This window comes from Taibaiella helva (genome assembly GCF_003545695.1).
In the GTDB taxonomy this organism is placed as follows: domain Bacteria; phylum Bacteroidota; class Bacteroidia; order Chitinophagales; family Chitinophagaceae; genus Taibaiella; species Taibaiella helva.
Genome location: NZ_QUZZ01000004.1, coordinates 220,129 through 246,198, shown reverse-complemented (window position 1 = coordinate 246,198; position 26,070 = coordinate 220,129). Strand labels below are relative to the sequence as shown.

The window sequence follows — 26,070 nt, the reverse complement described above, 5'->3', positions numbered from 1 at the left end:
CTACCATTTCACTGCCTCGGGAATAAACATATCGACCTTGCCGTGGTTACGGATCACATCCCGCACCAGCGTGGACGATACTGTTGAGAATTCCGGGGAGCTGGTCAGGAAGACCGTTTCCAGCCCGGGTTCCAGCATACGGTTCATATCGGCGATCGCTTTTTCATATTCGAAATCGCTTACATAACGGACTCCGCGAAGAATAAAATTGGCGCCTACGCTTTTGCAAAAGTTGACGGTAAGGCCTTCGTAGGCAGACACTTCAATGCGGGGATCTTCCTTAAATATCTCGCGTATCCAGCCTACTCTTTGTTCAGCGCTGAACATGGGTTGTTTGTTGGAGTTGATACCTACGCCGATCACTATTTTGTCGAACAGGGCTATGGAACGTTGGATAATATCGATATGTCCCTTGGTAACGGGATCGAAAGAGCCTGGAAACACGCAGATACGTTGCATGAAGGTTGGGTTTGAAGTCTGCAAGGTAAGAATTCCTTTTTTATCCGGCACGATGCTCCGCCAAAGCATGTCGATTTCCTTTTGTAATTTGGCACACAAAATTTTTGAGGTATGGCAACGATGATCAAATGCCCCAGCTGCGGCTCCGAATTCCCGCTGGAAGAAGCATTGAACGATGAGCTGAAGGAAAATATTGAAAAAGAGAAGCAGGTGCTGCGCAAGCAGATGCTCGATTATAAAAAGCAGAAGGAAGAGGAGGCGCAGCGGAAGGACGATGAATTCCGCAAAATGCAGGAACAGCAGGAAACGCTCTTCCGGCAGCAGCTGGACAACGAGCTGAAAATGCAGCAGGTGCAGCTGGAAGAGCAGGTGCGCAAAAAATTGTCGTCGGATTATGAAACACAATTGAAGGTGCTGCAGCAGTCGGCCGAGGAGAATGAAGAAAAGTTGAAGGAAGCCCGCAAAAAAGAGCTTGAATACCTGCAGCGGGAAAAGGCGCTGAAAGATAAGGAAGAAGAGCTGGAACTGCAGCTGCAGCGTCAGCTGATCCAGGAACGCGAACGCCTGAAAGAGCAGCTGCAGGCCGAGCAGGCCGAGCGTATGCAGGTGAAGGACCAGGAATACCAGCTCCGTACCCGTGAGCTGGAAAAGCAGATCGAAGACCAGAAAAAGCTGGTGGACGAAATGAAGCGTAAAGCCGAGCAGGGCAGCATGCAGCTGCAGGGCGAAGTGCAGGAGCTGTTACTGGAAGAGCTGCTGCAATCGACCTTTCCCTTCGACCAGGTAAGCGAGGTGGGCAAAGGCGTGCGTGGCGCCGATTGTATCCAGGTGGTGCGCAATCACTACGGACAGGAAGCCGGTAAGATTATTTACGAGAGCAAACGGACGAAGGAATTCGCCATCGACTGGATCGAAAAGCTGAAAGCCGATATGCGCCAGCTGGGCGCCGATATAGCCGTGATCGTGACGCAAGCCTTTCCCCGCGATATGGACCGCTTCGGCGAAAAGGACGGTGTGTATATCTGCTCTTTTGCCGAGGTGCGCAGCGTGGCCCTGCTGTTGCGCAACGGTTTGCTGAAAGTAGCGGAAACAAGGAAAAGCGGTGAGAACAAGGGAGACAAAATGGTGATGCTGTACGACTATCTCACAGGCCACGAATTCGGAGAGCAATGGAAAGCTATACGTGAAGGCTTCCTCAATATGAAGCTGAGCATACAAAAAGAGCGCGATGCGATGGAGCGCCTCTGGAAAGCGAGGGAAAAGCAGCTGGAGAAAGTGCTGCTGAATGCCGCCCACATCAGAGGAAGCGTAGAAGGTATTGCCGGCGCCGATTCGGTAAACCTGAACCTGCTCGATGAAGGCGATGCGGAGCTGCTTGAATAATCTTTCCCTAAAGAAAGGGGAATAATGGCTCTATGTTGACAGTGTCTCATTGGGCTGCATCTTGCACGCTTTGATGCTTTTCTGGCTGGTCTGAAAACAATTCTGGCAAGGCCGGAAAGACACCATAAGAATAAAGCAAAAAAATGTCCCGGAAAGCAGGTGCTTGTTGTCACTATAAGCGGTAACCTTATTATTTCAAAAAAGTAAAGCAACGACAATGAAAGAATTTCTGATGCTGATCCGGGAAGACCTGGACAACTATGGCAAAATGACCCCGCAACAGATGCAGGAAGATATCGAACGCCATGTCAAATGGGTGGAAACGCTGGTACAGCAAGGGCATTTTAAAGGCGGTAACCCGCTTACACCCGCAGGGAAGTACATAAAGAGCAGTGAACGCATGATTACCGACGGCCCTTACATCGAGGCCAAAGAAGGCGTAAGCGGCTTTTATTTCCTGCTGGCGCCCTCGCTGGAGGAGGCCACGCGTATTGCCCGCGGCTGTCCTTCCCTCGATTATGGCGGTATGGTCGAAATAAGAGAAGTGATCCTGACCGAATAAAAGCTGACTATGCCACACACAGATCCTATACCACAGCTGGCAGCTCATCTTTTCCGGGAACACTCGGGAAAGATGGTTGCCGTATTGTCGCGCCTGTTTGGTCTGCAGGATATTGACAAGGTTATGGATATCGTACAGGATACCTTTGAGGCCGCGTTGACGAGCTGGCGTTTCTCCGGCATGCCCGATCACCCCCCGGCCTGGCTCATGCAGGTAGCCAAGCATAAGGCGATCAATTACCTGAAGCAGGAGCAAAGACGATCGTCGGCGCATGCGTCGCTGCCGGCAATTCAAGGTATTGAACAAGAGATAGAACCTTTTTTTGCCCCGGGTGAAATACGGGACAGTCAGCTAAAGCTTTTGCTCCTGTGCTGCCATCCGGTGCTCTCTCCCCGCAACCAGATCGCGCTTACGCTGTATGTCCTCTGCGGCTTCGGCGTACCGGAGATCGCCAATGCCTTACTCATACAGCCGGAAGCTGCCAAGAAGATCCTGACGAGAAGCAAGGCCCTCCTTCGCAGAGAAGCACTTCCTGCTCCCTTCAGTTTGCCTGTCTTGTCGCCGGAACGGCTGCATACGACGCTCATGGTGCTATACCTCATGTTCAATGAAGGATACAAAAGCACGAGAAAAAAAGCAACTATAGACAATGACCTGTGCTACGAAGCGTTGCGGTTGGCAAAGCTGGTTGCGGAACAAGCCGGTACCGGCGGTGAAGCTGAAGCCCTGATCGCGCTGATGTTCTTTAACCTGTCCCGTTTTCCTGCCCGGTTCAGCCTTACCGGCACGCAGCTTAGCCTGGAAGAACAGGACCGCAGCCGTTGGAACAAGGTCTTTATAGAAGAAGCTTATTACTATCTCGGAAGGGCTATGCCGCAGCAGCCCAATCGCTTTTACCTGGAGGCGCTTATCGCATCGCAGCACTGCCGGGCTGCCTGCTTTGCCGATACCGATTGGCCCGGGATCGCGGCGCTGTACCGGCAACTGGAACGCCTGTATCCTTCTTCGATGGTAACGCTCAACCGTATCCTGGCCGAAAGCTATCTACCTGGCTCCCGGAGCCTTGATGATCTGCGTGGGCTCCGGAGCAGTGATCTGGAAGCTAATTTCATGCTGCCCGCGGCTGAAGGCGATATTTGCCGGCGTATGGGGTTGATGGCTGATGCTTGTGATGCTTATACCCGTGCCCTGGCGCTCGCGGCCACGCCCGCCGATAAGGAGTTCCTGGCACAGCGTATAGCGCAATGCCGGATGCTTTTTTCATAAGGCTATTCAGCCACTGCTCCGCGTTATGTGTCCCGATCAACGGACCGCTTTACCCATAGGAGCAAGAGGTTTGTAGGGAAACACAATCACCCATGAAATTGCCCCGTAGGAGCAAGAGGTTTGTAGGGAAACACAATCATCCATGAAATTGCTCCGTAGGAGCAAGAGGTTTGTAGGGAAACACAATCATCCATGAAATTGCTCCGTAGGAGCAAGAGATTTGTAGGGAAACACAATCATCCATGAAATTGCCCCGTAGGGGCAAAAGGTTTGTAGGAAACACAATCATCCATGAAATTGCCCCGTAGGAGCAAGAGGTTTGTAGGGAAACACAATCATCCATGAAATTGCTCCGTAGGAGCAAAAGGTTTGTAGGGAAACACAATCATCCATGAAATTGCTCCGTAGGAGCAAAAGGTTTGTAGGGAAACACAATCATCCATGAAATTGCTCCGTAGGAGCAAGAGGTTTGTAGGGAAACACAATCATCCATGAAATTGCTCCGTAGGAGCAAAAGGTTTGTAGCAAACACAATCACCCATGAAATTGCTCCGTAGGAGCAAAAGGTTTGTAGCAAACACAATCATCCATGAAATTGCTCCGTAGGAGCAAAAGGTTTGTAGCGAGTGCATGCGCCGGCAAGGGCGATGTTACAAAAGAAAGATCAGACATGCTCCTCTTCCTCGTAACCGAAGAAAGAGAACAGGGTGGTGCCGTAATTTTTTACCTTAAGGAAATGCGCATGCTCTTCGTAATTGTTGCGGGGCGTATGTTCCAGGATAAACAGGCCATCGGACCGTAGTAATTTCCGTTCGAAAATGATGTCCGGGATGCTATCGATCTCTACCAGGGCATAAGGTGGGCCGGCAAAAATGAAATCGTAGTGGTCGGTACAGGATTTCAGGAACTTGAATACCTCGGTCTGCAATAGGTGTATCTGGTTGAAACCAAATTCAGCCGCGCTTTTGCGGATAAAAGCAGCCATGTGCTTGTCCCGTTCGATAATGGTAAGATCGGCTGCACCCCTTGAAGCCAGCTCGTAGCTGATGCTGCCGGTACCGCCGAAGATATCCAGCGTTTTAATGCCCTCAAAATCGATCTGGTTCTGTAAGATATTGAACAGCCCTTCCTTGGCCACATCTGTTGTGGGCCGTGTGTGAGGCATATTGGTGGGAGGATGGAGCTTCCTGCCGCCGTGTGTGCCGCCTATGATGCGCATGATATCAGCTTGCTTAATAGAGTAAAAGAGGCAAATTGTTCCGAGCCGGGCACCGTGATCCTGGGAAAGAACTGCCTTAGTTCTTCCAGCACCGTATCGGAAAGGCAAAGCCCGGAAACCGTTACCCTCAGCTCTTCTTGCTGCAGGCTATGCTCCTGGCAGATGAGGGCCAGGCGATAGAGCAGGTTATGTACATCGCTCATCTCCATTACCTGGTGCAGCAGCAGCTTGTCCTTGCTGCCGGCGCTGAGCAGCACTACGGTGTCGAGGAAAACAAGGTCGGCATAATCCTGTGGCGTGGGCTCCTGGCACAGGATCGCCCCCGAAAGGGCTTCTATATGCCCCTCGGCAAAATATTTCTGTACCAGCTGTGCCAGCTTTTCCTGCACCGGGTAGCTGACAACAGCTGCCAGTACCTGGGCCACGGGTGTGGCGTGCACGTGCTCGCCCGCCTCAATAAAATGAAAGCGGCGCAGCCAGGAGGCAGCAGCTTCTTTTTCGTACAGCGGACGGGGAATAACTATGGTTCTTTCGTCAGCGATCCAGATATGGGTAACCGGCTGGGGGCCTGCTACCAGCGGCTCATTAATGAAGATAGATTCGATGGCGGCCATATTCCATGGCGCATAATGGTATACTTTAGCCGTGAGCACATTGCTGTTTGCATCGTAGCCCGCAATACACAAGCCTTTATCCCATACGATCAGGTGCAGGGTTTCTATATTGGTCAACGGGTCGTCGTGCATGTTGAAATGCCTGACGGGTTGCAGTATCTCTTGCTTGATGAGGGACATTGGCTGGGATATTGAAATATTTTCAGTGCAAAAATGTGCTGCGCAAAATTAATAGAATAATTTTGTCCGCGGTTCAACCGACAACTGCAGCCCCGGATTAATGCAATTCACCGCCTCTAGACGACAAATATTGAAGCTGGCAGCACCCATTTCACTGTCCCTGCTCATTCCGCAGATCAGTTTTATGGCCAATGCCGTATTCCTCGGGCGGCTGGGCCAGCTGGAGCTGGTAGTCAACGGCCTCACCAGCATTTACTACCTCCTGCTCACTTATATCGGCTTCGGCCTTTCCAACGGGATCATGGTGCTCCTGTCGCGACGGGCGGGTGAGAATGATATGCAGGGATTGAGCCGGACCTTTACCAATGGTCTTTTCCTTTCCGCCATGGGCTCGCTGCTGCTCATGATGCTTTCGTTCTGGTTTACGCCTTTGCTATTCGGCTACAGTCTGAAGGATGAGAACATTTTCTTTGCCACGATCGATTTCCTGTACCTGCGTATATGGGGCTTGCCTTTCCTGATGCTCACACAGCTGGTCAATGCCTTTTACATTGCCACCAATCGTTCGCGCCTGCTGATTTATGGCGCCCTGCTGGCCAACCTGGTCAATGTTGCCCTCGACTATGGCCTGATCTTCGGCAACTGGGGCCTGCCCCGCATGGGGCTCAAAGGCGCTGCCGCAGCTTCTATCGCGGCAGAGGTTATTTATTGCCTTGTGATGTACAGCCTCTTTTTTCTTAAGGGACTGCATCGCCGCTATCCCGTTACCCGTTACCTGCGGCCCGACAGCCGTATTTCGATACAAACCCTCAAAGTTGCCGCACCACTGATCCTGCAATACGTTTTCAGCATAGGCGGCTGGCAGATCTTCTATATCTACGTTGAGCACCTGGGTGTAACCCAGCTGGCCACCTCGCATATCCTGCGCAGTGTGCTGGGCATTGTCAGCATCGGTACCTGGGCCCTTGCTTCTACCTGCAATACAATGGTCAGCAATATTATAGGGCAGGGGCAAACAGAGCGTGTGGTACCGCTGGTCAAAAAGATCATCACCATCAGCTTCACCTATACGATCTGTATTTCGCTTTTCCTCTTTCTCTTTCCCAAAACCTTCCTCGGCGCCTATACCAGCGATACGGCAGTGATCGCTATGGGTGTCAACAGCCTGCGGGTGCTGGCGATCTCCTCGCTCATTATGTGCATGGCCACCATCTGTTTCAATGCCGTGATCGGTACCGGCAATACCCTTATTAACCTCTGTATTGAAGTCTTCTGCGTTTGCGTCTATATCGTGTATATCACTATCGCTGTAGAGCGGCTGCGGGCTTCCCTGCATGTAGCCTGGGCCTCTGAATTTGTTTACTGGGGCTGCCTGCTGCTTACTGCCGGCGGTTACCTGCTCAGCGGTCGCTGGAAAGGCAAAATGATCTGATGTATAAGCAAGAAGTCAAGTTTTTAAACTTGACTTCTTGCTTATACACGCTGTCGTATATGAATCATTGTTGTTGTTCGGCCTTCAGTGCGCTTCTGCGTTCTTTGCGCATTTCTTCCAGCTCTTCTTCCCGCTCGTTTTCTTTGTCGTAAGCGGCAATTACTGCTTTAACCAGCCTGTGGCGGACCACATCGCTGCCGCTAAGCTCGATATGAGCAATGCCGGGGATATTTTTGAGTATTCTTACAGCCTTGCCCAGGCCCGATTTCTGGTTCTTGGGCAGATCGACCTGGCTCAGGTCGCCGGTAATGATCGCCTTGGCTGAAGGCCCGATACGGGTCAGGAACATTTTCAGCTGCAGGTCGGTGGCATTCTGGGCCTCGTCAAGAATAATGAAAGCATTGTCGAGGGTGCGTCCGCGCATATAAGCCAGCGGGGCGATCTCGATCACGCGGTTGGCCATAAAATAGCTCAGCTTGTCGCTGGGGATCATGTCGTCCAGCGCATCGTACAAAGGCCTCAGGTAAGGGTCGATCTTTTCTTTCAGGTCGCCGGGCAGAAAACCGAGGCTTTCGCCAGCTTCCACCGCGGGACGGGTCAGGATGATCTTTTTGATCGCCTTATTCTTAAGCGCCCGTACAGCAAGGGCTACAGCAGTATAGGTTTTGCCCGTACCCGCCGGTCCTATGGCAAAGATGATGTCATTTTTTTCCGATACGGCAGCCATTTTCTTCTGGTTCTGCGTTTTGGCGCGGATCACCTTGCCGTTAGGACCGAAAACCAGGATATCGTTGCCGTCGATGATATTGGCATTGTCGCCGGTACCGTCACCGTCGTCTTCGGCATCGCCGAGTATTTGTGCAAAGTAATTTTCGGAGAGATTACCGTTGCGCTCCAGGTATTTAACGATAAGGTCGATCTTTTCACGTGCGGCTTCTACTTCTTCCGGTTTGCCCGCAAGTTTTAATTGCGTACCGCGCGATAATATTTTTAAGAGGGGAAATTTTTTCTTCAGGATGTCAAATTTGCTGTTGTTTACACCGAAGAATTCAATCGGGTTTACGGTCTCGAGATTGATGATGATTTCTGTCAAAGTCTGTCAGTTTAATGTACGTAATAGTGGAACTGGTCATTCATAGGCCACGGGAGGCGCTATCCGGGTGGCGCGTTGCTTAAAGTTATGTATAAATCAGTTTTTTCAAGCCATTATTTTATTGTTAGCCATAGTTATCAACTTTCATTGATGGATATGTGGAAAAATAATTTAATCTTCGCACCTGGTTGTTTTTGGATTCTTAGCAGTGGCAATTTACGATGTCGTGATCATTGGCTCCGGGTTGGGCGGTTTGCTCAGCGCAGTTTTCCTGGCGAAGGAAGGTCTGCACGTTGCTGTAATAGAACAAAACAAACAGGTCGGTGGTTGTCTTCAGACCTTCTCTTTTGAAAAAAAACTTTTCGACTCCTGCGTGCACTACGTAGGGGCGCTGGACGAAGGACAAAGTCAGCACCGCTTATTCCGCTATGCCGGTATCCTCGGCGATCTCGGACTGAACAAGCTCGATGAGAACGGCTTTGACCAGGTTATCTTCGGCGACGATCAGCAGGCCTACCCCCATGCCCAGGGGCTGAACCATTTTGCCGAGGTGCTCAAACCCTATTTCAGGGGTTCGGACGGCGCCCTCGACGACTACGTTCAGATCCTGCAGCAGGTAAGCGACAGCTTCCCGCTGTACAATCTCCGGAACGGCGACGCTTCCGAAAAGGAAGCAGTGAGCCATTGGACCATGCAGGATATGATGCAGCGCATTTCCGATGAGAAGCTGCAGCATGTGCTGATGGGCAACAACCTGCTCTATGCCGGTTCCCGCGACAAGACTCCTTTCTACGTCCATGCCCTCGTGACCAAAAGCTATATCGACAGCGCCTATAAGATCAGGGGCGGCAGCTCGCAGATATCAAAGCTGCTGTGGCGCCGGCTGCAGGAGCATGGCGGTGTTATTTTCCGCAATGAAAAAGTCACACGCCTTACCGAAAAAGACGGCCTGATCCATAGCGCCGTTACGGCCACAGGTGCGGCGTACCGGGCAAAGCATTTTATCGCTAATGTACATCCTGCTATGGCGCTGTCCTGGATCGATTGCAATCTCATCAAGCCGGTATACCGCAAGCGTATCCTGGCTGCTGAGAACTCGATATCGGCCTTTATGGTCAATATCGTATTGCAGCCGGGCAAGATCCCGTACCGCAATCACAATATCTACTGGAACCGCAGCGCTGATGTATTTGCAGCGGTTGCTTATCGGCCCGGTGAATGGCCGGCCAACTATGCGCTCTATTTCGGCGCCGATGATCAAAACCCCGGCTATGCCGATACCGTAGCGATACTGACCTATATGCATGCTGCAGAGCTGGATGCCTGGAGCCATACCCGAAACATTACGGCAGAACCTTCAGCGCGCGACACGGCATATCATGCCTTCAAAGAGAAAAAGGCGGCCTTGCTTATCGACACGGTGGCGCAGCGTTATCCTGAGCTGAAGCAGCATATACAGGCTTTCAAAGTAGCGACACCACTTACCTTCCGTGATTATATGGGTACCTCCGACGGCAGCATTTACGGTGTGATGGCCGATGTGCAGAATCCTGCCGGTACCCGTATTCCCATCAGGACCAAGATCCCTAACCTGCTCTTTACCGGGCAGAATATAGGCATTCATGGCGTGCTGGGTGTCAGCATCAATGCTGTCGCAGCCAGCGCGGAGCTGCTGGGGCTCGATTACCTTTTAGAAAAGATCCATAAAGCCTGAAACCGATGAACGCAGAGTCCATAAGAAGCTATTGTCTTGCCAAAGAAGACGCCGAAGAAGGCTTCCCCTTCGGCGAAGGTGCGCTGGTATTTAAGGTCGCCGGGAAAATGTTCCTGCTGCTGAGCCTCGATGCGATGCCCGTGTCTTTTAATGCCAAATGCGACCCGGACCGGGCGCTGGAGCTGCGCGAAGAACACGAGAGCATCATTCCCGGCTACCATATGAACAAAAAGCACTGGAATACGGTGATCGTCGACGGTAGCCTGGGCGATAAGCTGATCAAAGAGCTGATCGATCACTCCTACGACCTGGTGAAGCCCAAAACAAAAAAGAAATAAGGTTAAGCGGCGTATAGTCAGGTAAGGTTATAAAGGCCGGTTAGCAAAGTGATTGCCATACCGCTTCAGAAAAGGCTTCCAGGGTAGGCAGCTTTACATCGGCCAGGCCGAAGCGCGCATCATCATACCTTGCGGGTTCAGGCACCACGATCACCTTCATACGCGCGGCTTTGGCCGAGATCATCCCGTTCACCGAATCTTCCAGCGCCACGCAATTCCAGGGCGATTCCGTAAGCGCATGCGCACATTGAAGATAGACTTCGGGATGCGGCTTGCCGAACAATGCCGTATCTGCAGAAGTGAGCACCGCGAAATATTCGTTGAGCTTAAAATGGCCGATCAGCTCATTGAGCATACGGGTGGGGGAGGAGGTGGCCAGCCCCGTTTTGACATCATGCTGCTGCAGCCATTGCAGGCAGGCTTCCGCGCCGGGCATCACGCCGCCTTCCGCTTTGGACAAGGCTATAATATCGTCCAGGATATCCTCGGCCAGCTGCTTGGCGGTGGTATTACCCGGCCAGCCGAATTTTTCCTTCCAGAATTCGGTAACCTCGTATATTCTTAAGCCGGTAGTAAACTTGAAAAAATCGGGGCCGACGGGCACCTGGTAATGTGTGGCTACTTTGAGCATGCTTATGCCCCATAACGGTTCTGTGTCGAGCAACAGGCCGTCCATATCGAAGATCGCTGCCATTAAAATAGTACTGGATTGAATTTGCGCCGCAAAGATACGCTTAATCCGGCTGCCACAAGCCTTCCAGATGCGAAGGACATTTGTAGGTCTTCAGCTGGAAAGAAAAGGAGAGCTGCACCATCAGGTACTGGTCCTTGCTGGCATTGTCGCCCCTTTGCTTGCCCGCACGGCCCAGCTTTTGCCCGTCAACCGAGAGGGAGCGGTCCTGGAGCTGGGATGCCACGCTTGGGTTCATAGGGTTGGAGATGAAGCGATCGGCGCCCACATAAGTATGGCTTACATCATCTATATAATCGGTAAACGTAAAGCGGTTCACGATCTCGAAGCTGCAATTGAAGCCCGGTCCCAGCCAGTATTTGATCCCTGCGCCTACCGGCAGGCAAATGCTGTAAGGCTTGTATTTGCGGTCTTTGAACTCTGCGGTATTCTGGCCTTCGGTGCCCAGGGGGCGCAGGTTGTAACGAAGTCCGTTAAAGGTCGTGTACGGTTCATAGTAGAACGCGCCGATACCGCCGGTAAGATAAGGCGTAAAACGATGCTGCGGATCGCCGGTAGAGAACCAGAAAAAGTTGAACTCAGCCATCAGATTAGCCTCAACGATATCGGAACGGAAGCTAAGGTTGCGCTGCTGCTGGTAAGGGTTGGAGGTGAATTTGTCGTCGTAGCCTACCTTAGTATAATTGACAGCGCCACGCACGGCGATATAGGGATTCAGGTGGTAGCGAAGGAAAAGCCCGCCGGCCGGCCGGATGTATTTTAAGCCGTAGTTGGGATTAATATCGCCGAAATAAGTGGATGCCCCTAACAATACGCCGTATTCCGTCGACTGGTAAAACTCCTGCGCCGGAGCTTTGATCATCCCGGAGAGGAATAAGGCCGGCAGGAAGATTTTCTTTAAGGGTAAAAACATGTCTTTTTTCACTGCGATTCAGTGGTTAAACGCTAAAATAAGCTATTTTATTATAGCGCCGGTAATCGCTAAAACAAATTTGACAAACCGCTTGGTTTGTCAAATTTGTTTTAGCATTTGCGCTGTTATTTTTTAAGATACATCACCTCTTTAACCAGGTTCACCGTGCGCGGCACATCGGGCAGGTAAGCCGCCACCAGGTTGGGTGCATAGTGCATATTGGTATCGGCCGAGCAGATGCGGCGTATTGGTGCATCCAGGTAATCAAAAGCATCCTTCTGCACCCTGTAGCTGATCTCGGAAGAAACCGAAGCGAAGGGCCATTGCTCTTCCACGATCACGAGACGGTTCGTCTTCTTTACCGAGTTGATAATGGTTTCGCTGTCCAGCGGACGAATCGTACGCAGGTCGATCACCTCGGCGCTGATACCTTCTTTGGCCAGCTCCTCAGCGGTGCCCAGGGCCACTTTCATCATCTTATTGAACGAAACGATCGTTACATCGGTGCCTTCTCTTTTCACAGCGGCCTTACCCAGGGGGATCAGGTACTCGCCGTCGGGCACTTCGCCCATATCGCCGTACATCAGCTCCGACTCCAGGAACACTACCGGATCATCGTCGCGGATAGCCGATTTCAGCAAGCCTTTGGCATCATAAGGGTTCGAAACCGATACGACTTTAAGGCCGGGGATGTTGGCATACCAGCTTTCAAAAGCCGAAGAGTGCTGCGCGCCCAGCTGTCCGGCCGAGCCATTGGGACCCCTGAATACGATAGGGCATCCAAACTGGCCGGCACTCATGGAAAGCATTTTGGACGCATGGTTCATGATCTGGTCAAGGGCCAGTACGGCGAAGTTCCAGGTCATAAACTCTACCACAGGCCGGAGACCATTGCTGGCAGCGCCCACGGCAATAGCGGTAAAGCCGAGCTCGGCAATGGGCGTGTCGATCACCCTGCGGGGCCCAAACTCATCGAGCATACCCTGGCTCACTTTGTAGGCGCCATTGTATTGAGCCACTTCCTCACCCATTAAGAACACCCTTTCATCCCTGCGCATCTCTTCGCTGAGCGCTTCGCGCAAGGCCTGCCGGAAAGCTATTTCTGCCATAAAATTATTGATCTGTTTTTAGCGGGGGTAAAAATAGTTTATTCTCCTGAATTAGAAAACAAAACTACGCCTTCCTGTAGCGGGAAGGCGTAGCCAGTTATGAATCTTGACAAAAGTTATTTTTTCTCTTCGGCTTTCTTTTCAGCAACCTTGTTTTCGCCGGCAGCTTTCAGGTTGATGTACATGATCTGCTTTTCTTTGCCCACCTTAAAGCGCATTTCAGAAGCGCTGATCTTTTCGATATTGATGGTATCCGGCTTGTTGGGCATACCTGCTGGAACGTTTATCGGCGTTACCACCAGTTTTTTGTCATCCGTCAGGGTATATTTCAGGGAATCCTTACGGCCACTGCCTTCTTCATTGATCATAAAGCCGTCTTTGGTGAAAGTAAGGGTGCTTTCTTTTGCGGCTTTTTCATATTCTTCCTTCTGTTGCTTGATCTGCTTCTTGAGCAGCATCTTGAAGCTATCTACATTAAAGGTGCCCACATACATAGCCATATTGCTGTCTACGACAGTAATGGTGTCTATGGAATGTTCCTGCACCTTCGCCATAGAATCCCTGAAGGGGCTTTCGAAGCTATCTATCTGCCATTTGCGCACGATCTGATCTTTGGGAGATTGGCAAGCTGCCAGTAAAAGCAGGCAGCTGCCTGCAACGAATAAGCGGTTTTTTCGTGTCATGGGCGCAAAGTTATTATTTTCGATAACAACTCGCAATTTTTGTCATTTCTTTCTTTTATATGCTTCCTCATGTATGCAAGAGGATACACATAGCTGCCATTTTCATGCAGGCCATTATTAAAAAAAGGTTACCTTTAGGCGTTTTTTAAAAAAATTAATTATTAATCATGTCTGAAGTTAAAGAAAAAACAACAGCAGTGAACACAGAAACACTTGGATTAGATGCGGCGGCCAAAGCCCGCCTGGAGCAGATAAAAACAGTAATCGTGATTGGCGCCGGCACCATGGGTAACGGTATTTCCCATGTATTTGCCCAGTATGGCTGCAAAGTGCATATGGTTGATATTTCAAGGGAAGCCCTGGAAAAAGCCGTGGCTAAGATTGGTACCAATATGGATCGCCAGGTGGCTAAGAACCTGCTTACTGCTGAAGATAAAACACAGGCACTCTCCCGTATCGAACTATTTACCGATATGGCCGATGCTGTAAAAGACGCTGACCTGGTTGTGGAAGCCGCTTCCGAGAACATCGACCTTAAGATCAAGATCTTCCAGGAGCTCGATCGCCTCTGCCCCGAAAAGACCATCCTGGCCAGCAATACCTCTTCCATCTCCATTACCCGCATCGGTTCTTTCACCAAGCGCCCCGGTAAGGTGATCGGTATGCACTTCATGAATCCTGTACCGGTAATGCGCCTGGTAGAGATTATCAACGGCTATGCTACAGATAAAGAAGTTACCCAGACTGTATTCGATCTGACCAAGATGCTGAATAAAGTTCCCTGCGTGGTGAACGATTATCCTGGCTTTATCTCCAACCGTATCCTGATGCCGCTGATCAACGAAGCGATCCTGGCCCTGCAGGAAGGTGTTGCCGGTGTGGAAGAGATCGATACCATCATGAAGCTGGGTATGGCGCACCCGATGGGCCCGCTGCAGCTGGCCGATTTCATTGGTCTCGACACCTGCTACTCTATTATGAATGTGCTGCACATGGGCTTCGGCAACCAGAAGTATGCACCGGCAACCCTGCTGTGCAATATGGTACAGGCAGGCTTCCTGGGCGCCAAAAGCGGCGAGGGCTTCTACAAGTACACACCCGGCAGCAAAGAGCTGGTTGTAAGCGAACGCTTCGCCGGCAAGCAATGGAAGATGTAACGGAGCTGAATCTTCAATAAGATACGAAATATTGATAAAAAATGGCATTGATCTCGAAGGATTAATGCCATTTTCTTTTCCGTAAAATGCATGGCTATTCTTGCCTTAGCCACACTGCCGCATATGGGCCTTCGCAAAACAGCAGGTCGAGTATAGAACAATCGCTCTGGAAACCGGTCCGGTCGGCAAATACCTGGTAGTATTCCGGTACGGCAGCAGGCTGCTGTGGCCTGAGGCCGTGGCGCAGATCGGTAATATCGTCCGGGTACCGTTCGATAAATTGCCTTGTCTCATCGAAGATCAGGGGCAGCTTCAGCAGCTGCGTCACCAGAATTATGCCTGCTTTATTAAAGTCATGCAGCAGCGCGAACGGCTGCCGGAACAAAGGTTCCAGCTGATGGGAAAAATGTTCGAAAAAAGGAGCGCGGCCATAAAGCGATACGATCGTCTTCCAATGGTTGTCCTGCCAGACATCGCGCTCCGATAGCCTTACTTCCTGCACCGGTATCCGTTGGTTGCGCCCTTTTTCCAGGGGCAGGCTCATCAGCATTTTGCCCGCAGGCGCGGCCAGATAGTACCGGTTTCGGTAGCTCATTTTCTGGTAATGCTCTGCCAGGTCAAAGGTGATGTGCTGCGCGCTACTGGCCTGTCGCCACCAGCTTACCGGCGGGAAAGGCATAGAGGAAGAGATCATTCGTTATCGGGAGAAGAAATAAACATTGTGGTTGCAATGGCAAAGATACTATTCGCCACTGGCTTCGATTCGTTCTACCTTGGTAATACCTTTGATATTGCCTAGTCTGCGGCACAGCTCATCCAGCTCCTCGCGGTCGTGCACAAATACCATGATAGTGCCCTCGAACACGCCGTCTTTCGAGTCGATGCTGATCGAGCGCATGTTCATATGCAGCTCGCCGGTAATGACATTGGTAATGCCCTGGATAATGCCCACATCGTCGAGGCCCGTAAGCTTGACGCCGGTGAGGAAAGAGATCTCCTTGTTCTTGGCCCATTTGGTCTTCACGATACGGTGCGCATAGTTAGCCATCAGCTGCGCCGCATTGGGACAGTCGGTGCGGTGCACTTTCAGCCCTTCACCCGAAGTGATAAAGCCAAATACGTCGTCGCCGGGAATAGGCTGGCAGCATTGCGCCAGCTTGTACAGGATCTTGTCCGAGCTTTCGCCGAAGATGATCAGCTCCGCACCCTTGGCCGTCATTTCCTTTTCGTGCTCATGGTGCGGTACCGGCTTGGCTTCAGGTTTGGTCTCCTTCTGCGGCTGGAACAGCCTGTCGCCCGTAACGGTAAAGGATTTCAACGGTTTCAGATCAATGGAGCCCACTGCAATACCATAATACAGGTCCAGCGGCGAGGGCAGCTTGAAATAAGCGCAGAGCTCATTCAGATTCTGTACCGAAGGCGTAACATGCATATGATCCAGCTTGCGGTACAGGATCTCTTTGCCGTCTTCGGCAATGTTCCTTTTTTCTTCTCTTAAATAGTACTTGATCCGGGATTTGCCTTTTGCAGTCACCACGAAATTGAGCCAGTCTTCCGAAGGCTTTTGCTTGGAAGAAGTAATGATCTCTACCTGGTCGCCGCTTTTCAGCTCCTGGCTGATGGGCATCAGCCGGTAATTGATCTTGGCGCCGATACAACGGGCGCCCAGCTCGGAGTGGATATCGAAGGCCAGGTCAAGCGCGGTGGCGCCTTTGGGCAGCACGCGCATGTCGCCTTTGGGCGTGTAGACATAGATCTCTTCGGTAAAGAGATCCAGTTTGAAGTCCTGCACAAAGTCCAGGGTATCGGTATCCGGGTTGTTCAGCACTTCGCCGATGTGCTTGAGCCAGGCATCCAGCTTGCTTTCATTATGGGCGCCTTCCTTATATTTCCAGTGTGCAGCCAGGCCTTTTTCGGCGATCTCATTCATGCGCTGGGTGCGGATCTGCACCTCCACCCAGCGGCCGCCGGGGCCCATCACCGTGGTATGCAGCGCTTCGTAGCCATTGCCCTTGGGCATACTGAGCCAGTCGCGCAGCCGCTCGGGGCTGGGCTGGTAATAATTGGTGATAATGGAATAGACCTTCCAGCAATCCTCCTTTTCCCTTTCCCTGGGCGAATTCAGGATCACCCTGATGGCAAACAGGTCGTACACTTCGTTAAAGCTGACATGCTTGGTACGCATCTTGTTCCATATGGAATGGATGGACTTGGGTCGTCCGTAAATTTCGAACTCGATGTCCTGCTTGCCCAGCTCTTCCTTCACCGGTTTGATGAACTCATTGATATAGCGGGTACGGTCCCGTTTGGTCTCCTTCAGCTTGCGTACGATGTCGAGGTAGACATCGGGCTGCGTAAACTTCAGCGCAAGGTCTTCCAGCTCGGTTTTGATCTCGTACAAGCCCAGGCGATGCGCCAGCGGGGTGAAGATATAAGTGGTTTCGGAGGCGATCTTCAGCTGCTTTTCCCGGCTCATGCTGTTGAGCGTACGCATATTGTGCAGGCGGTCGGCCAGCTTGATCAGGATCACACGGGGATCTTCGGCCAGGGTCAGCAGGATCTTACGGAAATTTTCGGCCTGCATCGAAGCCGAGGCTTTGATATCAACTACATTGGATATCTTGGTCAGGCCGTCGATAATACGGGCAAAATTGGTGCCGAATTCGGCGGCAATGTCTTCCAGCGAGATCTCTGTATCTTCCACCACATCATGCATCAGGGCACAGCAGGCCGAGGTAACGCCGAGACCGATCTCTTCCACCACGATGCGGGCCACGGCCAATGGGTGCAGGATATAGGGCTCGCCCGACTTGCGCCGGGTCTCTTTATGCGCATCGGCCGCCAGCTCAAAAGCGCGGCGCACGATCTTACGGTCGCCTTTTTTGAGCCTTTGTTTCAGGGCGCGCAGCAAGGCGCGGTATTCTCTGAGGATCAGTTTCTTTTCCTGCTCTTCATCTATAGCTTTGGTATATAAAAGCGGTGTACTCATAAAGAGGGGTATCTATAATTCTAATATACAAATAAAAACGGAAACCTGAATCGGCTTCCGTTCTAAAAATACGTTATTATGATCTTGTGTATGCCCGGAGGCATGCGTATTAGCGGTTAATGATCATTTTAGCTGACTGAATGATCTTGCCACCTTTATCCCGGGCAACAACCATGTAAATACCCTGGGGCATTTCGCTCAGGTTGTTGAAGGTGATGTCGGTGGTGCTTTTATCAATAATCGTCTGCTCGGTCAGCTTACGGCCGATCAGGTTAATGATCTCTACTTTCTCAACATCAGTCTTCAGGGAAGCGGAGAGGCGTACATTCACGCTCGTGTTGGCGGGAATGGGATATACGGTGATCGTCCTGTCCTGGTTGGTGATGATTGTCTTTTCATTTCCTTGTGCTGCAGCATCTGTAGCATGCAGGCCAACAAAGGCGATCAGGGTGAGTAAAAAAGACAGCTTGTATACAAATTTCATAGTAATAACTATTGATAATGTTTAGGGTTCAGATGGATTTTTGGCAATCAAAACATCGATCTTATTTGCAAATATAATATACCGTTTTAAAATTTCAGCATTTTCACCGGAAAAATTATAAAAAACCCTCATAGAGGTAATCTATATCTGTAAACCGGCGCTATTGTCAAAGATGATCTCCTTTACCAGATATAGACAAAAGCCGTGCCAAAGTGTTTAAACCGATATTGTGTCAGGAAGGTGAAAAAGCGTTAAACTGCTATTTTCACCTTCCTGTCCCATCTATAAGATGATCATAAGCGCTTTTACCCCTAGTTCCCGGACTAAAAAGTGGTTGTCGGCGCTGCTATTTTTACAGCTTGCTGCGCATTCTGCCAATCGCGGTGTTATAAACCGGATTTTCTTTCAGGGATTTTGCCTGCTGGTACTGGCGCAACGCCTCGGCATACTTGCCCCGCTCTTCATAAATGCGACCGATATTGTAATAGGAACCTGCCTTTACGGTGTTGGCTGTGGCGCCGCTGGCCAGTGCAATTGCTTTCCGGTTGGCCCATATGGCCTCCGCATTACGGCCCATTTTTTTGTAAGCCAACCCTAGGTTACCGTAGGCCTGGCCATAGCCAGGATCTTCCTGGATGGCTGCCGTGTAGTAGCTTACCGCCGATTCGTAGTTTCGGCTGTGGTAAGCCATTTCACCGCTGGCATTGAGCGATTCGGCGGCAGATGCATCGTAATTGCCGTTGATGTTGACCGCATCGCGGGGATGGAACATGATCCTGTTGACATCTTCCGAGGAGCAATTGACCCGGCTCAGGGTATTGACGTCCTGCATCTCGCCATCACCGTTTATTTTGAATACTGTCCATAAATTGCCGGCCTGGCCGTTGGCGGGTAAATAATAGGTCCGCACCAGCGACTGGCCGATATAGACGAATACCTTGGCCTGGCTGCCGCTCAAACGGGTAGTGTTGGGGTTGTCCCGGTCGGAATAGTCGTGTATCGCGTACACATATTCTTCCCCATTGTTGCGCTGGTTAATGGTAATGGTCTCGGGGCCGTAGCTGTCCGTATCGTCCACATCCAGGTCGGCATTGCTGCCCTGCTTATGGTTGTAGAAAATATGGTTGCTGCCATAGGCCAGGTGGGCGTCCAGGTCAGAAGGCGTAGCGCCCCAGCTCAGTACGATGCGCATCCCGTCCAGGTTTTCCATCACCGGGCTAATGGCATAGGTCAGCTTATCGCAGGCGCAGCGGGCCACCAGGGTAGAATAGCCTTCCTTCTTGATGATAACCGAAGTGCCGGGATCGTCGGCAAAGCCTGCATTGACGGTAACATTACCTTGCGCATCGGTGCGGCCGCTCACCGAGCGTTCGCCGTTTTTTTGAAAGATAACTTCAGCACCTTCTATCTTTTTGTCTTTTATGGTCGCGCTCAATACCTGTACGGTGCGTTGTTGGGCGACAATATTCCCGGTAACAGCAATAAGCAGCGCGGCTGTAAGCGTAATCGTCTTCATATTCAGGTTGATGGTTTTGCAGATCAACGACGCCGAAATTAAAGGAATAAAAAACAGCTTGTTCCGGTAATTAAAATTTGTTCTGCCCGCTCCAACATCTGTATGTTCCGGAGCGGTATTCGCAATGCAGGGAACGGATATAAAGACAGCAGGCTGCCCCGATCGGGGCAGCCTGCTGTCTTTATATTATCGTCTTAATAAATCTCCGGAACAAAGGGCATCATCATCCACACATGGTTCTTTTGCTGCTGCATGGTGCGCAGGATACGGAACCAGCGGTATTCTTTACCCATCTCCTGCTCCAGGAGCTGCTCGGCCATTGCTTTCCCGCTAACGCTGCCCTGGGAGAACATACGCATCAGGCGTTCCATCTTGTCTTCCGGCGCGGGATAAGTAACCGTACGGTAGTCTTTCAGCCTGGCAATGGCGGCGGCGCTCCGGATGGCGCGATCCAGGTTGCCCAATGCATCTACCAAGCCGTTCTTCAGGCCGGCAGTACCGGTCCACACGCGGCCCTGGCCGATGCTGTCGACATAAGCGATATCCATTTTGCGCCCGGCCGCTACGCGGCTTTTGAAGGTCATATAGATCGTGTCTACACCGTTCTGGATAAATTTCTTTTCCTGTTCGGTCATAGGGCGGTTCATATTGGGGAAATCGGCGTAAGGGGCGTTCTTTTCGCCATCGAAGGTTACGCCCAGCTTCTGGTTAAAGAAGGCCTGGGTATTGAACATCATGCCAAAGACACCGATGCTGCCGGTAATGGTATTGGGCAGCGCAAAGATGCTATCGGCCTGGCAGGAAATATAATAGCCGCCACTGGCTGCTAAATCGCCCATCGATACCACCAGCGGTTTTTTCTTTTTGAGCAATTGCAGCTCGCGCAGGATCACTTCGGAAGCCAGGGCGCTGCCGCCGGGCGAGTTGACCCGCATCACCACAGCTTTTACCTTTTCATTGTCCCTCACTTTCCTGATCTCTTTGATAAAGGTTTCGGACGCGATCTGGTAAGAAGAGCCTTGCTTTTCACCGTCGACGATCTCGCCTTCGGCTACCAGTATGGCGACCTGGTCGTCGCCGGTGCCACCCTTCACATTGCTGACATAATCGTTGATGGTAATAAAGCTGATCTTGTCTTTCTCGTTTTTACCGGTCTTGCGGCGGAGCAGGGTTTCCACTTCGTCTTTATAGCGGGTGCCATCGGCCAGCTTGTAATTGACCGCATCATTTGCTGTTTGTATCGCGCCGGTCCTGGCCCAGGTATTGATCGAAGCCGTATCGGCATGTGTATGCTCGCTGACGGCATTCAGCATCTCTTTCCAGATATCGCTTTGCAAAGCTGCGATCTGCTTGCGGTTGGGCTCGCTCATCTTGTCCATACGGAAGGGCTCGGTAGCGCTCTTGAACTGGCCGCAGTAAAAGATCTCGGGCTGAACGTTCAGCTTGTCCAGCGCGCCTTTGAAAAAGACCAGGTTGGAGGCCAGCCCTTTCAGCTCTACCGATCCCAGAGGATTGATGAAGATGCTGTCGGCAACAGAGGCAATGAAGTAATCGGACTGCGGGATGAAGTCGCCGTAGGCATAGATAAATTTACCGCTTTGCTTGAAATCCTTCAGCGCCTCGCGGATCTGCTGGGCAGTGGCCTGGCCGTTGGGCGAGCCGCCGGTCTTGAGGTAAATACCTTTGATCTTTTCATCGGTCTTGGCATAGGCCACGCTTTTCATCAGGTCGTGCAGGCCGGCAGTTTGCGAGGAGCCGCCGGTAAACAGGGCCAGGGTATTGCTTTCACCCAGCTCGTGGTAGTCGTCTGTAAGGTCGATATAAAGGATGGAATTGTCTTTTACCAGCGATTCGGCTTCTTTGGCTGCGGCGCCGGATACTGAGCGCGATATGGAGCCGATCACGATAAAGAAAACGGCAAAAAAGAGGATCCCGGCGACAACCAGCGCCAGAAAGGAGGCAAAGAAGAACTTAAAGAATTGTTTCATCTCGGGGATTCATTTTGGGCAAAGATAAAACTATGGTGCATATATTTTTTACCCCCCTTGAAGGTGGTTTATGGAAGGCTTGTCTTAATTTGCGTTATTTAAACAATGGACTCTTCTTTCTCTTTTTCCTATCATAAGTTCGCAAAGCCCGGCGATCTGGCGCCTGAAGATGCAGCACTGCTGGAAGCCGCGCAGGAAGCCACACAGCTTGCCTATGCCCCTTATTCCGGCTTTGAAGTGGGTGCGGCGCTGCTGCTGGACAACGGTGTCATTGTCAGGGGCGGTAACCAGGAAAATGCTTCTTACCCGGCCGGTATCTGCGCCGAAAGGGCGGCCTTGGCTACGCTGTCGTCCCTTTATCCCCGCATGGGCATAAAGGCCGTCGCTATTGCCTATCGCAACAGAAAGCAGCCCGGTCGCAATGAGCTGATCCTTTCTCCCTGCGGCATCTGCCGGCAAAGCCTGCTGGAAGTGTCCGGGCTGCAGGATCATCCCATAAAGCTGATCATGAGCAATCCGGCGGGGGAGGGTATCATTGTTGACAGTATTACCAATATGTTGCCTTTTGCTTTTTCCGGCGACCACCTGCACCCGGAAGGCTAATGATGCAAAAGGCTGTGGCGGCCGGCTTTCGTGTATATTTCTTTTCATTAAGCATAGGGGATAATCGATCGTTAATTGTCACAATATTGCAAGGAATCGGCATTTAATTGATAGTGTCATCAATTTATAGTTTATCTTTACCGCGATGAGGGTCTTTCCCAAGTAAAAACGATTCAATTATTATTTTATAAAAGCTCTTTAATGGCATTATTTGATTATGTGTTGGAGCCGCCCAGTTACGGATGGCGCGATGAACAAGGCAACCTGGTAAAACCTGCTCCGAAAGAGATCTTTAAAGAATTTTTTTCAAGGTTGAATATTTTTAAGTCGAGAAAGAATTGGATGACCTTCACCAGCTGGGTGCAGCTGTTCTGCCTGCTTCCCTTCCTGCTCTATTTCTTTTTCTTCGCCTTCAACTGGTGGTTTGTGCTGGCCGGCTTTGTCTACAGCATGATCTTTATGGGTACGCATGGCACCATCTGGTACCACCGCTATTGCACACACGGCGCTTATACCTTCAAGAATAAATTCTGGCGCTTTGTCACGCAGCACCTGGTGATCAAGACCGTATTTGAAGAGATCTATGCCGTGTCGCACCATGTGCACCATGCTAAATCCGATGAACCCGGCGATCCCTACAATGCCAGCGCAGGCTTCCTGTACTGCTTCCTGGCCGATGCTAATCATCAGCCCATCAACCGCAACCTTTCTGAAGAAGATTATCAGCGTGTTGTGCACCTGATGCGCCATACCGGTGTGAAGCCCAATACTTATGAGCAATATCGCAAATGGGGCAGCATCGACAGTCCCGGCCGGGTGCTGCTGAGCTGGGCGCTCAATTGGGGTTTCTGGTTTGCTGTTCTTTACCTTATCGGCCAGTACCTGCTGGGTGGGCAGGGGCTTGGCTTCGCTTCTGCAATCTTCGGCTCTGCTTTCGTATGGACCGCCGGTGTGCGTACCTTCAACTATGAGGGACATGGCAAAGGAAAGGACAAGCGGGTCGACGGTATCGACTTTAACCGTAAAGATCTTTCTATTAACCAGATATGGCCGGGCTATGTAGCCGGCGAATGGCACAACAATCACCACCTTTACCCCGCCAGCGCCCGCTCCGGGTTTCTGAATTACCAGGTAGACATGGCTTATGTCTATGTCCGCTTCCTGAGCCTGATCGGTGGGGTGGATACCTATCGCGATTCGAAGAAGCAATTCCTGGAACAATACCACTATCCTTACGTAGCCCAGAAGAAGGCCATGGCAGAAGCCAAAAAGCTGAAGCTGGAAGAGCGGAATGCCTGATCAGCAATGCACACATGTTTCTTCCTTCAGGAGTGTCAAAAGATACACATCAAAAGAAATCCCGGCGAACTCAGTCGCCGGGATTTCTTTTGTATCAACGCCCGAAGCGGAAAGCATATTAATTATTACTGCTGCTCTACCACATAGCCGCCATTCTGGTAGTGGAGAATGTAGAGCTTATTGTTTTCCAGGTAAAGGAAATCATTTTCTTTGGACCAGGCAGGTTCAATTTCGTAACGGGTAAAGGGTGCAGCGCTCACATCGCCGATATCTTTATTGAACACCACGCCATGCTGCTCGAGCAGGCTGCTCAGCCAGTACAGGGATTCATAGCCCCGGTACACCATTTCGGAGGGTGTGCCGCCATAGGTGGCTGTATACTGTGTGGATACATACCGGCCTGCAGCTGTCGTAGGGTCATAATAAAAGGGCGTCGTGTAGTGAATGCTTAACCCCATATACGCGCTCGATTGGCTCAGGCCCCTCAGCGATTTCCAGGAAGGCATGCCGAATATCTGGAAACGATAGCTGTGCGGCATGGCCGCAAGAGTATTCAGGATCTGCTCGGCATTACCGATATCGAGCACACTGACGAACACCACATTGACCTTGTTGCTGTCGAAGAGCCGCGATAAGGTGTCCGTGGTCAGCTTCAGGCGCGAGCAGTCGATAATGCTGAGGTCCTTTTCTTCGATCAGGGCGTCGCGCAGCTGGTTGTAGGCCTCTTTCTCACCGCTGGTATTGTTGGTGTGAAAAATGTATTTGGGATTCCTGCCGTACTTTTTATCCGCATAGGCAATCAGCTTGTTGATATGGGTCTTCAATGTAGGCTGGATCAGGATAAAATAAGGATTGTCTTTCGTGTTGGCATCGGCAGGGGAGAGGGCAGAAACGAAATTGATCTTCTTCTTCTGGGCATAAGCAGCCAGCGCCGGGATATCGCTCGACTGTACGCAGCCGATGACCAGGTCGGTGCCTTCCATCTTTTTGCCGGTGGTCAGCTGTGTTATGTTATCGGCAGGGTCGGTAATGTCGTGCACATACCATTCCAGCTTCACATCCTTATTTTGCAGCGCCTGCGCCGCAATGCTGAGCCCTTCATAAAAGTTGATCGCAGCCTGCAGGTGGTCCGGGGTCTTTTTATAAATGGGCTTGCCGTTCTGCACCAGGGCATTGAGGTTTAGCGGTAGCAGCACATCTACACGGTACACCGCTTTCTTTGCCGAAGAAGGATATTCGGGAGGCACCCTTTTTTTCAGCTTGGGCTCTTCTTTTTTGGTGACCGGCTTATTTTTCTCCGGTGTTTTCTTTACCGGCTTTTTGGTCTCCTTTTTAAAAATCTTTTTCCAGAATTGCGCAGGGGAAACAACAGGTGTCAGCAAGCAGCAGGCCACCACAAGAAAAAGGATCTTATAGCATTTCTTCATAGGCAAACGAAACAAAAACATGCGATATGGTTAGGATATCTTCCCGGAAAGGATATTGTATGTGCGTGATCGTGAATTGCAAATCTAATTAAATCTGAAGGAAGGACTTCCTTTTAGCATTTTTTTAAACTTGTCACACTGTGGTTATCTGTGGTTAACACTATGTTCCCAAACCCACACTTTATGATGATTGTCCTGTTACGGATGGAATAGCAGCAGCGCCTCTTTTGGATATGCCTGCGATTCTTGGTACTTTCGCCCTATGCCCGAATTCAGCTTTACAGAGGAGAACTACCTTAAAGCCATCTACTACCTGCAGCAGGATAGCCCCAGCAAAGATGTATCGGTAAACGATATTGCGGAAAAGATGAATACCCGCCCGGCTACGGTAACCGATATGCTGCGCAAGCTCTCCGATAAAAAGCTGATCCACTACGAAAAATACAAGAAAACACAGCTGAGCAAAACGGGGATGGCCGTTGCCCTGCAAATTGTACGCAAGCACCGCCTCTGGGAAGTATTTCTTCATGAGAAGCTGCATTTTTCCTGGGATGAGGTGCATGAGGTGGCCGAAGAGCTGGAGCATATCCGCTCGGCAAAGCTGATCGAGCGGCTGGACGAATTCCTGGATTTCCCGCGTTTCGATCCGCACGGCGATCCTATTCCCAACGCTGCCGGGGAAGTGAAGCCGGCTTCCAACACCACCCTGTCGCAAACCGAGCCGGGCCGCAAGCTGAAGCTGGTGGCGGTTAAAGATACTTCCTCAGCTTTTTTGCAGCACCTGGAACGATTCGGGCTGCACATAGGCGTGCTGCTGACGGTCGACGAGTTCCTGCCCTTCGATCACAGCGTGATGGTAAGCGTCGATAAAGCGCCGCCTGTGATGCTTTCCGATAAGATCGCCGCCAACCTGCTGGTGGTCGATACCGGGAAAAAATAATCAAAAAGAAT

General features: G+C 51.0%; 24 protein-coding genes. 10 read left to right on the top strand and 14 right to left on the bottom strand.

What is annotated here, in order from left to right; genetic code table 11:
• A complete protein-coding gene (coaD, locus tag DZC79_RS08870) occupies positions 1-459 on the bottom strand; it encodes a pantetheine-phosphate adenylyltransferase (RefSeq protein WP_118951491.1) in 459 nt (152 codons plus the stop codon).
• Between the two features lie 111 nt (positions 460-570).
• Between coaD and DZC79_RS08865 the strand changes: the two genes are divergently transcribed.
• From DZC79_RS08865 to DZC79_RS08855, 3 genes are all read left to right on the top strand, one after another.
• The gene (locus DZC79_RS08865) at positions 571-1,842 is read left to right on the top strand and encodes a DUF2130 domain-containing protein (RefSeq protein ID WP_118951203.1); all 1,272 of its coding nucleotides are present in this window, start codon (positions 571-573) and stop codon (positions 1,840-1,842) included.
• A 217-nt stretch (positions 1,843-2,059) separates the two neighbouring features.
• Positions 2,060-2,404, top strand: coding sequence for a YciI family protein (locus DZC79_RS08860; RefSeq protein WP_118951202.1), 345 nt, complete (start codon positions 2,060-2,062; stop codon positions 2,402-2,404).
• 9 nt (positions 2,405-2,413) lie between these two features.
• Positions 2,414-3,670, top strand: a complete 1,257-nt coding sequence (locus DZC79_RS08855) for an RNA polymerase sigma factor (RefSeq protein WP_118951201.1) — start codon at positions 2,414-2,416, stop codon at positions 3,668-3,670.
• Positions 3,671-4,334: 664 nt separating this feature from the next.
• Here the strand turns inward: DZC79_RS08855 and DZC79_RS08850 are convergent.
• Entirely contained in the window at positions 4,335-4,889 is a 555-nt protein-coding gene (locus DZC79_RS08850) for an RsmD family RNA methyltransferase (protein WP_118951200.1), read from the bottom strand.
• On the bottom strand, positions 4,877-5,683 hold the full coding sequence (locus DZC79_RS08845) for a DUF3822 family protein (protein ID WP_118951199.1): 807 nt from the start codon (positions 5,681-5,683) through the stop codon (positions 4,877-4,879). Before DZC79_RS08845 ends, DZC79_RS08850 begins: the two co-directional genes overlap by 13 nt.
• A 100-nt stretch (positions 5,684-5,783) precedes the next feature.
• On the opposite strand from DZC79_RS08845, the gene DZC79_RS08840 reads away from it, so the two are divergent.
• Positions 5,784-7,115, top strand: coding sequence for an MATE family efflux transporter (locus tag DZC79_RS08840; protein ID WP_118951198.1), 1,332 nt, complete (start codon positions 5,784-5,786; stop codon positions 7,113-7,115).
• A gap of 64 nt (positions 7,116-7,179) precedes the next feature.
• Here DZC79_RS08840 and DZC79_RS08835 read toward each other — a convergent pair whose 3' ends face one another.
• The gene (locus tag DZC79_RS08835) at positions 7,180-8,208 is read right to left on the bottom strand and encodes a PhoH family protein (RefSeq protein WP_118951197.1); all 1,029 of its coding nucleotides are present in this window, start codon (positions 8,206-8,208) and stop codon (positions 7,180-7,182) included.
• 208 nt (positions 8,209-8,416) lie between these two features.
• Between DZC79_RS08835 and DZC79_RS08830 the strand changes: the two genes are divergently transcribed.
• The gene (locus tag DZC79_RS08830; RefSeq protein ID WP_157977022.1) at positions 8,417-9,922 is read left to right on the top strand and encodes a phytoene desaturase family protein; all 1,506 of its coding nucleotides are present in this window, start codon (positions 8,417-8,419) and stop codon (positions 9,920-9,922) included.
• A 5-nt stretch (positions 9,923-9,927) separates the two neighbouring features.
• The gene (locus DZC79_RS08825) at positions 9,928-10,260 is read left to right on the top strand and encodes an MmcQ/YjbR family DNA-binding protein (RefSeq protein WP_118951195.1); all 333 of its coding nucleotides are present in this window, start codon (positions 9,928-9,930) and stop codon (positions 10,258-10,260) included.
• 40 nt (positions 10,261-10,300) lie between these two features.
• Here DZC79_RS08825 and hxpB read toward each other — a convergent pair whose 3' ends face one another.
• From hxpB to DZC79_RS08805, 4 genes are all read right to left on the bottom strand, one after another.
• Positions 10,301-10,954 carry a hexitol phosphatase HxpB gene (hxpB, locus tag DZC79_RS08820; protein WP_118951194.1) on the bottom strand — a complete coding sequence of 218 codons (654 nt, stop codon included), beginning with the start codon at positions 10,952-10,954 and terminating at the stop codon, positions 10,301-10,303.
• 40 nt (positions 10,955-10,994) lie between these two features.
• Positions 10,995-11,864: a type IX secretion system protein PorG gene (gene porG, locus DZC79_RS08815; protein WP_118951193.1), complete on the bottom strand. Its 870-nt coding sequence runs from the start codon at positions 11,862-11,864 to the stop codon at positions 10,995-10,997.
• Positions 11,865-11,989: 125 nt separating this feature from the next.
• On the bottom strand, positions 11,990-12,973 hold the full coding sequence (locus DZC79_RS08810) for a pyruvate dehydrogenase complex E1 component subunit beta (protein ID WP_118951192.1): 984 nt from the start codon (positions 12,971-12,973) through the stop codon (positions 11,990-11,992).
• Positions 12,974-13,089: 116 nt separating this feature from the next.
• On the bottom strand, positions 13,090-13,656 hold the full coding sequence (locus tag DZC79_RS08805) for a hypothetical protein (protein ID WP_118951191.1): 567 nt from the start codon (positions 13,654-13,656) through the stop codon (positions 13,090-13,092).
• Between the two features lie 167 nt (positions 13,657-13,823).
• Between DZC79_RS08805 and DZC79_RS08800 the strand changes: the two genes are divergently transcribed.
• Positions 13,824-14,813 (top strand): 3-hydroxyacyl-CoA dehydrogenase family protein, encoded by a 990-nt coding sequence (locus DZC79_RS08800; protein ID WP_198666831.1) that lies wholly within the window; start codon positions 13,824-13,826, stop codon positions 14,811-14,813.
• Between the two features lie 94 nt (positions 14,814-14,907).
• Here the strand turns inward: DZC79_RS08800 and DZC79_RS08795 are convergent, their stop codons facing one another.
• The 5 genes from DZC79_RS08795 to sppA all read right to left on the bottom strand — a co-directional run bounded on the left by DZC79_RS08795 (position 14,908) and on the right by sppA (position 21,790).
• Positions 14,908-15,507, bottom strand: coding sequence for a WbqC family protein (locus tag DZC79_RS08795; protein ID WP_118951190.1), 600 nt, complete (start codon positions 15,505-15,507; stop codon positions 14,908-14,910).
• Positions 15,508-15,555: 48 nt separating this feature from the next.
• Positions 15,556-17,802 carry a RelA/SpoT family protein gene (locus DZC79_RS08790; RefSeq protein ID WP_118951189.1) on the bottom strand — a complete coding sequence of 749 codons (2,247 nt, stop codon included), beginning with the start codon at positions 17,800-17,802 and terminating at the stop codon, positions 15,556-15,558.
• A gap of 109 nt (positions 17,803-17,911) precedes the next feature.
• Entirely contained in the window at positions 17,912-18,286 is a 375-nt protein-coding gene (locus DZC79_RS08785) for a T9SS type A sorting domain-containing protein (RefSeq protein WP_118951188.1), read from the bottom strand.
• Positions 18,287-18,638: 352 nt separating this feature from the next.
• Positions 18,639-19,802, bottom strand: a complete 1,164-nt coding sequence (locus DZC79_RS08780) for a tetratricopeptide repeat protein (RefSeq protein WP_118951489.1) — start codon at positions 19,800-19,802, stop codon at positions 18,639-18,641.
• Positions 19,803-19,996: 194 nt separating this feature from the next.
• Positions 19,997-21,790, bottom strand: coding sequence for a signal peptide peptidase SppA (sppA, locus tag DZC79_RS08775; protein WP_118951187.1), 1,794 nt, complete (start codon positions 21,788-21,790; stop codon positions 19,997-19,999).
• Positions 21,791-21,895: 105 nt separating this feature from the next.
• Here sppA and DZC79_RS08770 point away from each other — a divergent pair, with 105 nt between their 5' ends.
• Positions 21,896-22,393 (top strand): cytidine deaminase, encoded by a 498-nt coding sequence (locus DZC79_RS08770; protein ID WP_118951186.1) that lies wholly within the window; start codon positions 21,896-21,898, stop codon positions 22,391-22,393.
• Between the two features lie 201 nt (positions 22,394-22,594).
• Positions 22,595-23,692 (top strand): fatty acid desaturase family protein, encoded by a 1,098-nt coding sequence (locus DZC79_RS08765; RefSeq protein ID WP_118951185.1) that lies wholly within the window; start codon positions 22,595-22,597, stop codon positions 23,690-23,692.
• A gap of 125 nt (positions 23,693-23,817) precedes the next feature.
• Here DZC79_RS08765 and DZC79_RS08760 read toward each other — a convergent pair whose 3' ends face one another.
• Positions 23,818-25,119 (bottom strand): ABC transporter substrate-binding protein, encoded by a 1,302-nt coding sequence (locus DZC79_RS08760; protein WP_157977021.1) that lies wholly within the window; start codon positions 25,117-25,119, stop codon positions 23,818-23,820.
• A gap of 262 nt (positions 25,120-25,381) precedes the next feature.
• Between DZC79_RS08760 and DZC79_RS08755 the strand changes: the two genes are divergently transcribed.
• The gene (locus DZC79_RS08755; RefSeq protein WP_118951183.1) at positions 25,382-26,059 is read left to right on the top strand and encodes a metal-dependent transcriptional regulator; all 678 of its coding nucleotides are present in this window, start codon (positions 25,382-25,384) and stop codon (positions 26,057-26,059) included.
• The last annotated feature ends 11 nt before the right edge of the window (positions 26,060-26,070 follow it).